Origin of the sequence: Kribbella jejuensis (assembly GCF_006715085.1) — a bacterium.
Taxonomy (GTDB): domain Bacteria; phylum Actinomycetota; class Actinomycetes; order Propionibacteriales; family Kribbellaceae; genus Kribbella; species Kribbella jejuensis.
This window is the reverse complement of sequence record NZ_VFMM01000001.1, coordinates 501,836-516,086: the sequence shown is the minus strand read 5'-3', so window position 1 is coordinate 516,086 and position 14,251 is coordinate 501,836. Positions and strand designations below refer to the sequence as shown.

Genomic DNA, 14,251 nt, shown 5'->3' with positions numbered 1-14,251 from the left:
CGTGGCCTGACACCTCCTGAACGTGAGCAAATCCATGACTCAAGGGTTTGCCTGCGGCGCATCAGTGCCAAATCTGGGTGAGATGGGGGACCCGGTGGCGCGAGATTTGGATGAACGTTCTACTCTGGAGATCTCCGGTGGCGGGGTCTGGGCGGGGCGGCCCCGACCCTGCCACCGGAGCTCTTCTTTGTCCGGGCCATGACCCGCGAATACCCAGCGAACCGAAAACTGTCGGTGGCTGCCGGTAGCGTTCTCGGTGCCAGGGGCGGCTCCTGGACGTGCTTCCTTCTCCTTCACCAGGCCAAGTAGCGCGTCCACTCTCCGCCCCTGGCGCCTTCATCCTGTCGTTCACCGGGGGAGACGCCGATGCCGGACCAACCAGCAGTCGTGCTGTTGCGCCGCAGGCGGCTGGTCGACGCCACGGCGCTCACCCCTGCGGTCCGGCGCTCTGCCTGGCAGTGGCTGCGACGTCCGTTGACGATCCAGGCGGGCCTGTCCGCGTTGCAGGCCGACCTGATCCAGCGTGGGCTGCTGCTCTCGGTCGGCCTGTATCGGTACTGCGCTTCGCTGTCGGCCCCTGCTCTGGCGGGGTTCGGCCAAGCCCTGCTGGAGCTGCTCGACGCAGAGTCTGGGTTCGACGCCCAGCACACGCCGTTGTTCCGTGGCTTCCCGGAGAGCGTTCCTGGCGACACTGAGAGCTTCTACGTGAACAGGGTCTTCGCACGGCTGCTGCAGGAGCCCGACCAACCGTGTGTGCTCTGCGGTGACACCACTTCCGTGCATGCGGTATCGCCCTGTGCACATCTGGTCTGCCGCACCTGCTGGGACGGTTCCGACTTCAGCGCGTGCCCCCTGTGCTTGCGGCGCATCGACCCCGACGCCCCGTTCCTCAAGCCATCCGTCGAGGACGACCAGCCGGCCCATGTCCGCTCGGACCGCCTGCGCTTGCTGTCGCTCGCCACGGCCGACTCGGTGCGCCAGACGATCGAGTCGCTGCTCGCCCGGCGCGCTCCGTTGTCCGCACAGGACCGTGCCGATCTGCAGGTGCTGCTCACAGTTGCCAGCTCCGCGTGGCTCCCCGAGGACATCCCGGTGCGTGAGACGAAGGCGCTCGTCATCGCGCACTTCCTCGCCGACGACCCGGACCTGATCGACCGCGCCGACACTCCCACCGACGTGCTACGGCTGATCTACGCGCTGATGGACGCCGACCCCGGCCTGCGGACGCCACCGGCGCGCCGGAAGTCGTTGCCCCGGGCAACACGGCGGCTGGTGGTGGAGCGGCTCGACCGGATGCCGGTGGAGACGCTGGTAGAGGACCTGTTCCGGCACGAACGTGGCTGGAAGCGGATCGCGGAAAACCTGCACCCGTTCGAGTTCGCGAGCCGGTTCCCGGTCGCCGCGCTGGCGTTCGCGATCCTTCGTCGTACCGAGCTCGACCTCGGTACCCCGGCCGGACGTGCGGTCGCCGGCGAGGCCTCGCGGCATCCGTTGGTACGGGTCGAGCAAGGGCGGCTCGTCCTGACCACGTACGGCTCCCGCGTCGAGAGCTCTTTCGCACAAGGACGTCCGGACCAGGCGCTCGATCTGCTCCGGCAGCGTCCGGGTGAGTTGGTCCGCCGCCTCGTCCAGTTGGCGCGGGCGCTCGAGCCCGAGCATCACGCCGCGCTCGTGGACGCACTGACGACCGCCGTCTCCGACGTGTCGCCGGCTGTCATCACCGCGGCGCTCGGGCAGGTCAGGACGCCGCCGGGCGATCTGCGGCTGTTCTTCCCGCGCGGCGGGACCGCCCGGATCTGGACGGCGGTCGACGGCCGCGAGCCGCTGCCCGCCGCGCTCGCCGCCGAGCTCTCCGCCGTACTCACCGGGGAGATGTTGCGAAGGGCAACGGGTTTGCCGCGCTGGCGGCGGGCGTTCCTGGACGAGGAGCTGGCCCGGCTGGCCGCACCCGGCTCGGAGCGGAGTACGTCCGCGAGCCTGTTGCGGATGACGCGCGGGAGCGCGGTGCCGATCCCGCAGGACGAACTGCTCCGGTTGTTCCTGCACTGGGTGCAGCCGGATGAGCGGCGGATCGACCTGGACCTGTCGGTCGCGGTGTTCGACGAGGAATGGGGATTCGTCGGGCTGTGCGATTACACCCGGCTGCGGTTCGACGAGGACGCACTGGTGCATTCCGGCGACCTGACGTCGGCGCCCGCGCCGCAGGGCTCGACGGAGTTCGTCGACGTCGACCTGCGAGCGGTGCGCCGGGTCGGCGGGCGGTACCTGCTGCCGGTCGTGTTCAGCTACAACGACGTACCGTTCGACGAGCTCGAGCGCGGCTTCGTCGGGGTGATGCGGCAACCGTCCGGGTTGTTCGACCCGGCCGCGGTGGAGGACCGGTTCGACCTGGCCGGGCCGGCGAAGATCCTCTTGCCGTTCGGCGTCGACCTGCACACCAAGGAACTCCGCTGGTACGACGTGAACCTCGGCGCCGCGGGGTACGGCCACAACCTCCGGAGGTACGCCGGGCAGCTCGGGCTGATGTCCGCGACGCTGGAGGAGGTGCACGGGTCGGGCGACCGGGCGAGCCTGTGGGAGATCTGCTGCTGGCACGCGGCGGCCCGCACCGACGAGATCGCGGTGCGCTGCGCGGACGGATCCGTCGTCGGCTACCGGCGCGGCGCCGGCGAGGAGCTGGCGGCGTACGCGCGCCGCGTCACCGCGCGCCTCGAGCCGGACCGGAGCTGGGACTCCGACGCCGCGGCCCGTGCGGATTTCGTTGCCGTGCTCTCCGGAGATGTCGCGGTGCGGCCGGGAGCGGAAGTGTACGCCTTGCATCCACGGCTGCTGGACCGTGCGAGTGTCGCGCTGATCGATGCACCGCACCTGCTTGCGGTGCTGGCCCCCGACAGCCGGGCGCGAACGGGCGTACGCGTTTCTTGACACTGCGGCCGGGCGTGTCTGGCAGGAGCCTGAGAGGTTTTTGACAATTCCGTGACGGACGCGCGCCCGATCCTTTGGTGCGCTCCCGGCCAGGAGTACAACGGAATTGGCGAAGGGAGCCACGAATGACGTACGACGTGGTGGTGCTCATCGAGCGCGAGATGAGCGAGGGCGACGCGCGCCGCGTTGCCGCACTGCACGCGAGGCGCGAGGAACCCATCGAATACCACCTGCTGGTCTCCAGTCATACGGACAGCGCGCTGGCAGGTCCGATGGCGTTGCTCGGCTCGACGTTCGCGGACGTGGCCGGTCTGACCGGTTCCGCGGCCGTGGTCGGTTCGGCGACGGCACCGTCGGCGCGGATCGGCCCGCCGTCCCCGAGCCGAACACCGGTGGCGACTCTCGCGGATCCCGCGGTCGATCTCGCGTCGGTGATCGAGCACAGCTCACGTCGGCTCCGGGCCGCCAGCGGCTACCCGGTGCACGTCTCCATCACGCACGGCGAAGTGCTGCTGGCGCTGATGCAGATGGTCAAGACCACCAGCAGCCAAGAGGTCGTGGTGGTCGCCTGGCCGGAGACCGCGGCCGCGTTCCTGTGCTCCGACTGGACCACGAAGGCCCGCAAGGTGCTCAAGGTCCCGCGGGTCCGGATCGTCGAGCACGACACCTGATCGGGACCTGAGCAGGACCTGATCGGGACCTAGCCGGCCGGCTGCCGCGGTAGCCGGACCTGGAGGGTGGTCTCGCCCGGGCGGGACGTGATCGCGATCGTCCCGCCGTGGTGTTCGGTGACGATCCGTTGCGCGATGTCGAGGCCGAGCCCGGTGCCTTTGCCGACGTCCTTGGTCGTGTAGAACGGCTCGAACGCGCGGGCCGCGACCTCCGGCGGCATCCCGGCGCCGGAGTCGGTGAACTCGACGACGATCCGGTCGCCGTCGGTCCGGGTACCGATCCGCAGCGTGCCGGCGCCGTCCATGGCATCGACCGCGTTGTCGACCAGGTTCGTCCACACCTGGTTGAGTTCACCGGCGTACGCGTCGATCCGCGGTACGTCGCCGTACGCGCGGACCACCTCGACACCGCCGCGGAGTTTGTGCCCGAGCATCACGAGCGTGCTCTCGATGCCCTCGGTCACGTCGATCGTCTGGATCGAACCGCGGTCCATCTGCGAGTACGACCGGACCGCCGCGACCAGTTCGGTGATCCGCCGGGTCGACTCCTTCACCTCGCCGATCAGCGTCGACGCGGCGAGCGTGCTGGCCACCCATTCCAGACCCGGACCGAGCGCGGGCCCGAGTACGTCGGCCGCGCGCTCGCACCACTCCACGCCGGCGCCGGCCGCCGCGAGCGGTGGCGCGATGAACCAGGACCGGTCGACGGCGTGGTCGTCGAGCCAGTCGGCGATCGTGTTCTCGTGATCGGCGAGGTCGACCGGATCTGGTGCCGCCGTACCCGCACCGAGTTCGAGCCGGAGTTCGTCGAGGGCACTGAACTGGTCGGCCCGTACGTCGCCCTCGGCGAGGCCGCGCAACGCCGACAGGAGCGTGACGCACGCGGTGTCGAGCGCGCTGACCGAACGGGATGCCGCCGCGGCCGGGTTGTTGATCTCGTGTGCGAGCCCGGCGGCCAAGGTACCGAGCGTGATCAGCGACTCCCGTTGCCGCGTCGTGGACTCGATCGCCCGCGCGGTCCCGTACACGCCCTTGATCAGATGACCCGCCAGCGGGAACCAGTCGTCGATCCGGTCCCGCAGTACGTCGGCCGGCACCCGCAGAACTCGTCCCGCGGCGAGGCCGCGCCCGCTGGCCAGGTACAGCCCGTGCTCGTCCCACGCCCGGAAGCCGCCGGCCCAGCGGCCCGGGACGTCCATCTTGCCCATCACGGTGTCCTCGCGGCCGATCTTGCGGTGCAGCGTGATCGCGCCGTCGACGAGGACCCACCAGAAATCGGCCGGGTCGCCCTCGTGGAACAGGTCGACGCCGGGCTCGATCGGCAGCTCCGTGCTGCCCGCGATCAGCTCCTCGAGCTGCGCGTCGCTCACCCCGGCGAACAGCGGGATGTCGCGCAGGTCGCCGGCGTCCATCACAGGCTCGCGAGGTAGCGGTGGACGAGATAGATCGACATGGCGCCTTCACCGACCGCGGAGGCGACGCGTTTCATCGAGTCGAGCCGTACGTCGCCGGCCGCGAACACGCCCGGCACGCTGGTCTCCAACGCGTACGGGGGCCGGGACAGCGGCCAGCGCTGCTGCACCACCAGCTCCGGCCCGGTCACCACGAAACCCAGGGCGTCCCGGACGACGGAGTCGCCGAGCCACTCGGTCCGCGGAATCGCGCCGACGAAGATGAACAACCAGCTGGCCAGCACCTCCTCGACCCTGCCGGACCTGCGGTCGGCCAGCGTCAGCCCCTCGAGATGACCTTCGCCGCGGCAGCCGACCACCTCGGTCCGGCACCGCACCTCGATGTTGGGCGCCGTGGTGATCTTGTCGACGAGGTACCGCGACATCGAGTTCTCGAGCCGTTCGCCGCGGACGAGCAGTACGACGCGCTTCGCGTACCGGGCGAGGTTGAGGGCGGCCTGGCCGGCGGAGTTCGCGGCGCCGACGATGAACACCTCGTCGTCCTGGACCTGGCTGGCCTCGCTCGCGGTCGCGCCGTAGTACACCCCGCGGCCGGTGAGGTCGGCGAGTCCTTCGACGTCGAGACTGCGGTACGAGACGCCGGTCGCGACGATCAGTGAACGGGCCTCGATCTCCCCGGACCCTTCGAGCAGTACGGCGTGCACGGGGCCGCGTGACTCGAGCCCGACCACCGAGCGCGCGAGCACCATCTCGGCGCCGAACCGGGACGCCTGGGCGACGGCGCGCTGGGCGAGATCGGAGCCGGTCAAACCACGCGGGAAGCCGAGGTAGTTCTCGATCGCGGCGCTCAGCCCGGCCTGACCGCCCGGCGCCTCGCGTTCGACGATCACGGTGCTGAGGCCTTCGGACGCGGCGTAGACACCAGCGGCAAGGCCGGCCGGTCCGCCGCCGACGATGCACACGTCGTACAGCGGCTGTTCGGCGCGGGTGCGCAGACCGAGCGCGGAGGCCAGGTCGAGGGCGGTGGGGGAGCGGAGCGTGTCGCCGTCCGGTATCAGTACCAGCGGGAGGTCGTTGTCACCGGCCGCGGCGAGTTCCTGCAGGCGCAGGCCTTCGGCGTCGCGCTCGACGTCGTACCAGCGGTACGGGACGTGGTTGCGAGCCAGGAACGTCTTGATCTCGTGGGCGCGGTCGGACCAGCGGTTGCCGACGATCCGGACGTCGGAGCTGTGTTCGGGATTGGCGTGCTGCCAATCCTCGAGCAGGTCGTCGACGACCGGGAAGAGCTGGTCCTCGGGTGGATCCCATGGTTTCAGCAGGTAGTAGTCCAGGCCGATGTCGTTGATCGCGCGGATCGCGACATCGGTATCGGCGTACGCGGTCAACAGCAGGTACTTCGCGCCCTCGGCCTGTTCACGGGCGCGTTCGAGCAGCTCGATCCCGGTCATGCCGGGCATCCGCTGATCGGTCGCGATCAGCGCGATCGGCTGGTTGCGCAGGACGAGCTTGGTCAGCGCGGCCAACGCCTGGTCCCCCGATGTGGCGCGAACGACCAGGTAATCGTCGCCGTACCGGCGGCGCAGGTCGCGGGAGATCGCAGCGGAAACCATCGGGTCGTCGTCGACCGTGAGAATCGCAGGTTTGCTCACGCGGTGCCCCCCACCAGTGAACCGATCCCGTCAGAATGCCACGGGAATGCTCAGTCCTCTACGAGTGCGCGCAAGGTTTCCTGTTCGGAGTCGGGTACGTACCCGGCGTAGTAGTCGAACATGTTCTGGCGGGCGATCCGGGCCGCGGCGTGACCGTCGCCGGTGCGGATCGCGTCGACCACCTCGGCGTGGTGGTGGAGCGACTCGAGCATCAGCGCGCGGCTGTTCGGGGCGTGCGCGATCTTGTCCGAGATCAGGCTGAGGACGACGCCGCGGACGACTTCGTTGCAGGTCTGGATCAGCGAGTTGCGGCTGATCCGGGCGATCAGCTCGTGGAAGGCCAGGTCGGCTTCGCTGAACGCGTCGAAGTCGACCTCGATCGCGTCCCGCATCGCGACCAGCGTCGCCTCGAGTTCGTCCAGCTCTTCAGGAGTGCGCAGGCGGGACGCGACCTGGATCGCGGCGCCGTCCATGATCATCCGGAACCCGATCAGCTCGCTCAGGCCGAGCTCGTCGACCCGGGCCAGCCGAGCCACCTGCTTGCGCAGCGCGGCCGATGAGAACGGCAGGATCTCCGGACCGTTCGGGTCGCCGGGCCGGGACCGGACCACGCCGTTGCTCTCCAGCACCCGCAGTGCCTCGCGCACCGTCGATCGGCTGACCGCGAACTGCGCGACCAGTTCGCGCTCACTCGGCAGCCGCTGCCCGGGCGCGAGATCGCCGCGCGCCAGCGCGTCCTCGACCTGTTCGACGATCCGCTGGTAGGCGCGCACGGGTTGCACCGGCTGGAACTGCGCTTTTGTCATCTCCTGGCGCCCCAATCGTCTTGACAGAGCGGTGTGCTGCGACAAACCTAGTGGCCCAGTAATACCTAGTCCACTGGTCGGACCAGTCACAGCCGGACGGCGAAGTGTTCGGCACCGGCGTGGCCGGGCGCCGACCGGTGACGGTGGCCGGTCAGAATGCGGCGACAGATCGAGGCACTGGAGGAGTTCGCGTGAAGGTTTCCATCCGTGCGGTCGCAGTCGCCGCTGCAGCAGTACTGGCGCTCACCGCCTGCTCGGCCGGATCGAGTACGTCGTCCGGCAGCTCACCGGGCGGCGAGCAGAAGCTGTCGATCGGCCTGGTCGCGGAGCCGGCCAGCCTGGACTTCACCACCACCGACGGGGCCGCGATCCCGCAGGCGCTGCTCGGCAACGTGTACGAGACGCTGGTCAAACAGGACGACTCCGGCAAGATCGTGCCCTCGCTGGCGAAGTCGTGGAAGGTGTCGCCGGACCGCAAGACGTATACCTTCGACCTGGTCGACAACGCGAAGTTCACCAACGGCAAGCAGTTCACCGCGAGCGACGCGGTGTTCAGCATCAACCGGGTGAAGACCGCGTGGACGATCTCGCTGAAGAGCGCGATGGACGTGGTCTCCGACGCCAAGGCACTGTCACCGACCCAGCTGCAGGTCACGCTCGCCAAGCCCAGCAACGACTGGCTGTTCCGGATGACCACCCGGATCGGCGCGATGTTCTCCGAGAGCGGCGTGAGCGCGCTCGCCACCGACCCGGTCGGCACCGGCCCGTTCAAGTTCTCGAAGTGGAACCGCGGCGACTCGATCGTGCTGGCCCGCAACGACGGCTACTGGAGCACGAAGCCTTTCTTCCAGCAGATCACCCTGAAGTACTTCAAGGACGCCACAGCACTCAACAACGCGTTGCTCACCAACACGATCAACGTGGTCGGCACGGTGCAGGCGCCCGAGGCGCTGAGCCAGTTCACCAGCAACTCGAAGTACCAGGTGATCGAGGGGACGACCAACGGCGAGGTGCTGCTGTCGTTCAACAACTCGCGGCCGGTGTTCAAGGACCTCCGGACCCGGCAGGCGATCCGGATGGCGATCGACCACAAGGCGCTGCTCGACACCTGCTGGGCCGGGCGCGGCAAGCTGATCGGCAGCATGGTCCCGCCGACCGACCCGTGGTACGAGGACCTCACCGGCGTCGCGCCGTACGACCTGGCCAAGGCGAAGTCGTTGCTCCAGGCCTCCGGTGCGGCCGGCAAGACGCTCCGGCTGCGGCTCCCGACGTTGCCCTACGCAACTTCCTGCGGCCAGGTGGTGAAGAGCGACCTGGAGCAGGCCGGGCTGAAGGTGCAGATCGACCAGCTGGAGTTCCCGGCGGCCTGGCTGACCACGGTGTTCAAGAACGCCGACTACGACATGTCGATCATCGCGCACGTCGAGCCGCGTGACCTCGGCGCCGTGTTCGGCAACCCGAAGTACTACACGCGCTACGACGACCCGACGTTGCAGGCCGATCTGGCCGCGGCCGACGCGGGCGACGAGGCCACCCAGGTCGCCGACATGAAGAAGGCGGCCCGGCGGCTGTCCGAGCAGGCGGCGGGTGACTGGCTGTTCCTGCTGCCGAACCTGATGGTCGCGGACAAGGACATCAAGGGGCTGCCGACCAACGCGATCACCGAGGCCTTCGACCTGTCCCAGCTCAGCCGATGATTCTCCGCCTGATCGAGCGCACCGCCGTGTTCTTGGTCAGCCTCGCGGTGAGCACGGTGCTGGTCTTCGCGTTCATGGCGATCCTGCCCGGCGACCCGGCCCGGGTCGCGCTCGGCGTGAACGCCTCCGACCAGGCGGTGGCCGAACTGCGGCGGCAGTTCGGCCTCGACCGCCCGCTGCCGACGCAGTACTTCGACTGGGTCGGCGGACTGCTGCGCGGCGACCTCGGAACGTCGTACGTTTCGAAGGTCGCGATCGGGCCGCAGGTGTTCGACCGGCTGCAGGTCACGCTCTGGCTGGTCGTCGCGGGCATGATCATCGCGCTGCTCGTCGCCGCACCGGCCGGCACGGTGATGGCGGCACGCCACCGTCAGGTCTCCGGGCTGGCGCTGTCAGCGGTCTCGCAGCTCGGGGTCGCGATTCCCGCGTTCCTGGCCGGCATCCTGCTGATCGTGGTGTTCGCGGTCAAACTCGGCTGGCTCCCCGCGAACGGCTGGACCCCACCCGCGCAGGACCCCGCCATGTTCCTCAAACAACTGATCCTCCCCGCCCTGTCGCTGGGCCTGGTGCAAGGCGCCGTCCTCACCCGCTACGTCCGCAGCGCCGTCCTGGACGTACTCCGCGAGGACTACCTCCGCACCGCCCGCGCCAAAGGCCTACGGCCGTTCCAGGCCCTCTGGAAACACGGCTTGCGCAACGCCGCTGTGCCGGTGGTCACGGTGTTGGGGTTGCAGTTGGCCACGCTGCTGATCGGAGCGGTCGTCGTGGAGCGCGTCTTCGTGATCCCCGGCCTGGGCAGCCTGCTCCTCGACGGCGTCTCCAACCGGGACCTCCTACTGGTCCAAGACGTAGTCATGGTCCTGGTGCTGGCCGTCCTCCTGGTCAACTTCCTGGTCGACGTCCTGTACGTCGCCCTGGACCCGCGCCTGAGGACAGCGTCATGAGCCGCCGTAACCCGAGTCTGATCGCCGGAGCCGTGATCGTCGGCGTGATCGTGCTGATGGCGCTGATCTCCTTCGTCTGGACGCCGTACGATGCGACGCTCGTCACCCCGGCGTCGCGGCTGCTCAAACCGTCCTGGTCGCACTGGTTCGGCACCGACAAGTTCGGTCGCGACATCCTCAGCCAGATCATGGTCGGCTCCCGGACCACGCTGTTCGTCGGCGTCGTCGCGGTCGGCGTGGCCGCGGTGATCGGCGTACCGCTCGGGATCCTCGCGGCGATGACGCGGCGGTGGGCTTCAGAACTCGTCATGCGCGCCAACGACCTGCTGCTCGCGTTCCCGGCGTTGCTGCTGGCCATCATGTTCGGTGCGGTGTTCGGCGCCAGCACGCTGACCGCGATGGTTGCCATCGGCATCGCTTCGGTCCCGAGCTTCGCGCGGGTGATCCGGAGCGGGGCGCTGCAGGTGATGCGGACCGAGTACGTGCTCGCGGCCCGTGCGGCGGGGCGCCGGCCGTGGCCGATCGCCGTACGGCACGTGCTGCCGAACGTGACGAGTCTGATCACCGTCCAGGCGTCGGTGTCGTTCGCGATCGCAGTACTGGCCGAGGCGGCGCTCTCGTTCCTCGGGTACGGCACGCCGCCGCCGACGCCGTCGTGGGGGCGGATGCTGCAGGAGAGTCAGGAGTTCCTGTTCAGCGCGCCGCGGCTGGCGATCTTCCCCGGCGTCGCGATCGCGATCGCGGTCCTCGGGTTCAACCTGTTGGGCGACGGTCTGCGCGACCGGTTCGATCCGAAATTGGAGGACCGGCGATGAATGTACTCACGGTGCGCGGGTTGTCGGTGTCGGTGCGGGACACGACGCTGGTGTCGGACGTGGATCTGACGGTCGGGGCGGGGGAGCGGGTCGGGCTGATCGGGGAGTCGGGGTCGGGTAAGTCGTTGACCGCGTTGAGCATTCTCGGACTGCTGCCGGAGGACGTCCGGGCGGGCGGGTCGGTACGGCTCGACGGTGTCGACCACGAGCTGGTCGGCGCGGACGAACGGCGGATGTCGCGGGTCCGCGGGCGCGAGATCGCGATGGTGTTCCAGGAGCCGATGACCGCGCTGAACCCGACGATGCGGATCGGTGATCAGCTCGTCGAGGCGATGCTGATCCACAAGACGCTGGCCAAACCAGCGGCTCGCACGGCGGCGGCCGAACTGTTGGAACGGGTGCAGTTGCCGGTGGAGTCGCTTCGGGCGTATCCACATCAGCTGTCCGGTGGCATGAGGCAACGAGTCGTACTGGCGCTTGCCCTGGCCAACGATCCCGCGCTGCTGATCTGCGACGAGCCGACGACCGCGCTCGACGTCACCGTCCAGGCGCTCGTCCTCGACCTGATCGTCCGCGGTGTCGTGGACCGCTCGTCCGCATTGCTCTTCATCACCCACGACCTCGCCGTCGTCGCGACGGTGTGCGAACGCGTGCTTGTCATGTACGGCGGACGTGTCGTGGAGGCGGGTCCTGTCGCTGAGGTATTCACCCGGCCGCGTCACCGGTACACCGAAGGTCTGCTCGCGGCCTCGGACCTGGACACGACCTCACGCCGGCTCACCACCATCCCGGGCAACGTGCCGCCGGCCGGCAAGTTCCCGTCCGGTTGCGTCTTCCGGACCCGCTGCGCACACGCAACCGCCCTCTGCGAAGAGACACCGCCATGGTCAGGCTCAGAAGCCCGCGGCTTCGCCTGCCACCACCCGGCCGGAGGCGAGGATGCCTGAGCAGGTCCCGACGACGTGTGAACTGGAATCACCGACCGCGATCCAGGTTGTCGATGTCGTCCGCGACTACCCGCGGCCGCGGACTTCGCTGGTCAGGCCGGCTCCTGTCGTGCACGCACTGCGCGGTGTCAGCTTCGAGGTCAAGCAGGGTGAGCGGTTCGGCATCGTCGGCGAGTCCGGCTGCGGCAAGTCCACCCTGCTGCGCATCATCGCGGCCCTCGACCGCGCCACCTCCGGCCAAGTGATCGTCGAAGGCACCGACATCACCCACCTCTCGGAGCGCCGCCTGCGCCCGCTCCGCGAGAACCTGCAGCTCGTCTTCCAGGACCCGATGAGCTCGCTCGACCCACGGATGCGGGTCCGCGACATCATCGCCGAACCCCTCGTAGTACAAGGCCATCCGGCTTCGGGTCAGCGCGTCCGCGAACTCCTCGAAGCCGTCGGCCTGTCCGCCGACGCGGGCGACCGCTACCCGCACCAGTTCTCCGGCGGCCAACGCCAACGCATCTCGATCGCCCGCGCGCTCGCCCCGCGGCCGCGGATCCTGATCGCCGACGAACCGGTCAGCGCCCTCGACGTCTCCGTCCGCGCCCAGGTGCTGAACCTGATCTCCGATCTGGTCGACGAACTCGACCTCACGCTGGTGTTCGTCTCGCACGACCTGTCCGTCGTCAAACACGTCTGCGACCGGGTCACCGTGATGCACGCCGGCCAGATCGTCGAGACCGGCTACACCGGCGACGTGTACGCCGCTCCGCAGCACCCGTACACGCAGCGCCTGGTGTCGGCGATCCCGACCCTGCAGCGCGCATTGTCCGGGGCAACCACCGCGGATCTGCTCACCGGCCCGACGACCGACGAACTGTTGCCGGGGGCAATCACGGCGGACCCGCTCGCGGAGCCGCCGGCCCGGGACCCGCTGGCCGAGCAACCCTGGAAGGGAGAACCGCGATGAAGTTTCCAGCCGGTCTGCCGATCGGTGAGTCCTGGATCGAGGCACCGTCGACCGCCCCGGTGATCTTCCCGTACGACGGTACGCCGGTCGCCGACGCACCGGTCGGGGACGTCGCGATCGCGCGCACGGCCCTCGACAGCGCGCTCGCCGTACGGGAAACGGTCGGACGGCTCCCGTCGTACCTGCGCCGGAAAGTCCTGCAGGACGTGCATTCGGCGATGCTGGCCGAGCGGGACGCGTTCGTCGACCTGCTGGTGCTGGAGACCGGGAAGCCGCTGGTCGACTGCCGGGTGGAGATCGATCGCACGCTGCTCACGCTGGAGACGTCGGCGGAGGAGGTCGCGCGGCTGCACGGCGAGACCGTGCCACTCGACCTGCTGCCCAGTGGAGAAGGCCTGCAGGGGTTCTGGGTTCGGAAGCCGATCGGCGTGGTCATCGGGATCACCGGGTTCAACTATCCGTTGTTGCTTGCGGCCCATAAGATCGCACCGGCGTTCGCGGCCGGTTGCCCGATCATCGTGAAGCCGGCGCCGCAGACACCGCTTGCGACGCTGTGGCTCGCGCATCTGATGCGGTCGGCACTGGCTGATGCGGGCGTGCCCTCGAGTGCGTTGCAGGTCGTCACGGGCGGGCCGGAGGTGGGCGCGACGCTGACCACCGACCCGCGGATCGGCGCGGTGTCGTTCACGGGGTCGGCTGCCGTCGGGCACCGGATCGCGCGGGACGCGGCGCCGACGAAGGTACTGCTCGAGCTCGGCTCCAACTCGGCGCTGGTCGTTGCCGCCGACGCCGATCTGGACGCGGCCGCGGACGCGATCGTGCGCGGCGGGTACTACGCGTCAGGTCAGGCGTGCATCTCGGTGCAGCGGGTGATCGCCGTCGAATCCGTGCGGGAGCCGCTGCTGGAGAAGCTGGGTGCGCGGCTTCCCGAGGTGGTCGTCGGCGATCCGCGGGATCCGGAAACGCGGGTGTCCGCGTTGATCAACCCGGCGTCGACGGATCGGGTCCGGCAGTGGGTCGGGGATGCGGTGCATGCGGGCGGTTCGATCGCGTACGAGGCGCCGGGTGACGTACTCGGGCCGATCGTGCTGACCGACGTGCCCGATGGTCTGCAGGCGTGGGACGAGGAGATCTTCGGGCCGGTGATCGCGGTCCGGTCGGTGCCGGATGTGGACAGTGCGCTGCGGGCCGTGAACGACACGCGGTACGGGCTGCATGCGAGCGTGTTCACGTCGTCGCTCGACACCGCGTTCGCCGCGATCGACCGGCTGGACGTCGGGGGAGTGGTGATCAACGACGTTCCCGGGTTCCGCTCGGACGTGATGCCGTACGGCGGCGTGAAGGACTCCGGTACCGGCCGGGAGGGCCCGCGCTTCGCGATCGAGGAACTGACCACGACCCGGATGGCGATCATCCGCCCGCGGCCATGA

At 69.2% G+C, this 14,251-nt stretch carries 11 protein-coding genes; 8 read left to right on the top strand and 3 right to left on the bottom strand.

What is annotated here, in order from left to right; all coding sequences use genetic code 11:
- Positions 1 to 366: 366 nt before the first annotated feature.
- Entirely contained in the window at positions 367 to 2,925 is a 2,559-nt protein-coding gene (locus tag FB475_RS02425) for an MXAN_6230/SCO0854 family RING domain-containing protein (RefSeq protein WP_141852122.1), read from the top strand.
- A 125-nt stretch (positions 2,926 to 3,050) separates the two neighbouring features.
- Positions 3,051 to 3,596 carry a hypothetical protein gene (locus FB475_RS02420; protein ID WP_141852120.1) on the top strand — a complete coding sequence of 182 codons (546 nt, stop codon included), beginning with the start codon at positions 3,051 to 3,053 and terminating at the stop codon, positions 3,594 to 3,596.
- A gap of 29 nt (positions 3,597 to 3,625) precedes the next feature.
- Here FB475_RS02420 and FB475_RS02415 read toward each other — a convergent pair whose 3' ends face one another.
- The 3 genes from FB475_RS02415 to FB475_RS02405 are packed head-to-tail and all read right to left on the bottom strand — an operon-like array spanning position 3,626 to position 7,463.
- A complete protein-coding gene (locus FB475_RS02415) occupies positions 3,626 to 5,008 on the bottom strand; it encodes a sensor histidine kinase (protein ID WP_141852118.1) in 1,383 nt (460 codons plus the stop codon).
- Positions 5,008 to 6,657 (bottom strand): FAD-dependent oxidoreductase, encoded by a 1,650-nt coding sequence (locus FB475_RS02410; RefSeq protein WP_141852116.1) that lies wholly within the window; start codon positions 6,655 to 6,657, stop codon positions 5,008 to 5,010. Before FB475_RS02410 ends, FB475_RS02415 begins: the two co-directional genes overlap by 1 nt.
- A gap of 50 nt (positions 6,658 to 6,707) precedes the next feature.
- A complete protein-coding gene (locus tag FB475_RS02405) occupies positions 6,708 to 7,463 on the bottom strand; it encodes a FadR/GntR family transcriptional regulator (protein WP_141852114.1) in 756 nt (251 codons plus the stop codon).
- Positions 7,464 to 7,654: 191 nt separating this feature from the next.
- Here FB475_RS02405 and FB475_RS02400 point away from each other — a divergent pair, with 191 nt between their 5' ends.
- Genes FB475_RS02400 through FB475_RS02375 form a run of 6 tightly spaced genes read left to right on the top strand, consistent with a single transcriptional unit; the run spans position 7,655 to position 14,251 of the window.
- Positions 7,655 to 9,160 carry an ABC transporter substrate-binding protein gene (locus FB475_RS02400; protein WP_141852112.1) on the top strand — a complete coding sequence of 502 codons (1,506 nt, stop codon included), beginning with the start codon at positions 7,655 to 7,657 and terminating at the stop codon, positions 9,158 to 9,160.
- On the top strand, positions 9,157 to 10,104 hold the full coding sequence (locus tag FB475_RS02395) for an ABC transporter permease (RefSeq protein ID WP_141852110.1): 948 nt from the start codon (positions 9,157 to 9,159) through the stop codon (positions 10,102 to 10,104). Before FB475_RS02400 ends, FB475_RS02395 begins: the two co-directional genes overlap by 4 nt.
- Entirely contained in the window at positions 10,101 to 10,919 is an 819-nt protein-coding gene (locus tag FB475_RS02390; protein ID WP_141852108.1) for an ABC transporter permease, read from the top strand. The genes FB475_RS02395 and FB475_RS02390 overlap by 4 nt, the downstream gene beginning before the upstream one ends.
- The gene (locus FB475_RS02385; RefSeq protein WP_141852106.1) at positions 10,916 to 11,866 is read left to right on the top strand and encodes an ABC transporter ATP-binding protein; all 951 of its coding nucleotides are present in this window, start codon (positions 10,916 to 10,918) and stop codon (positions 11,864 to 11,866) included. Before FB475_RS02390 ends, FB475_RS02385 begins: the two co-directional genes overlap by 4 nt.
- Complete coding sequence (locus FB475_RS02380) at positions 11,859 to 12,821, top strand: ATP-binding cassette domain-containing protein (protein ID WP_141852104.1); 963 nt, start codon at positions 11,859 to 11,861, stop codon at positions 12,819 to 12,821. Before FB475_RS02385 ends, FB475_RS02380 begins: the two co-directional genes overlap by 8 nt.
- Complete coding sequence (locus FB475_RS02375) at positions 12,818 to 14,251, top strand: aldehyde dehydrogenase family protein (RefSeq protein WP_141852102.1); 1,434 nt, start codon at positions 12,818 to 12,820, stop codon at positions 14,249 to 14,251. The genes FB475_RS02380 and FB475_RS02375 overlap by 4 nt, the downstream gene beginning before the upstream one ends.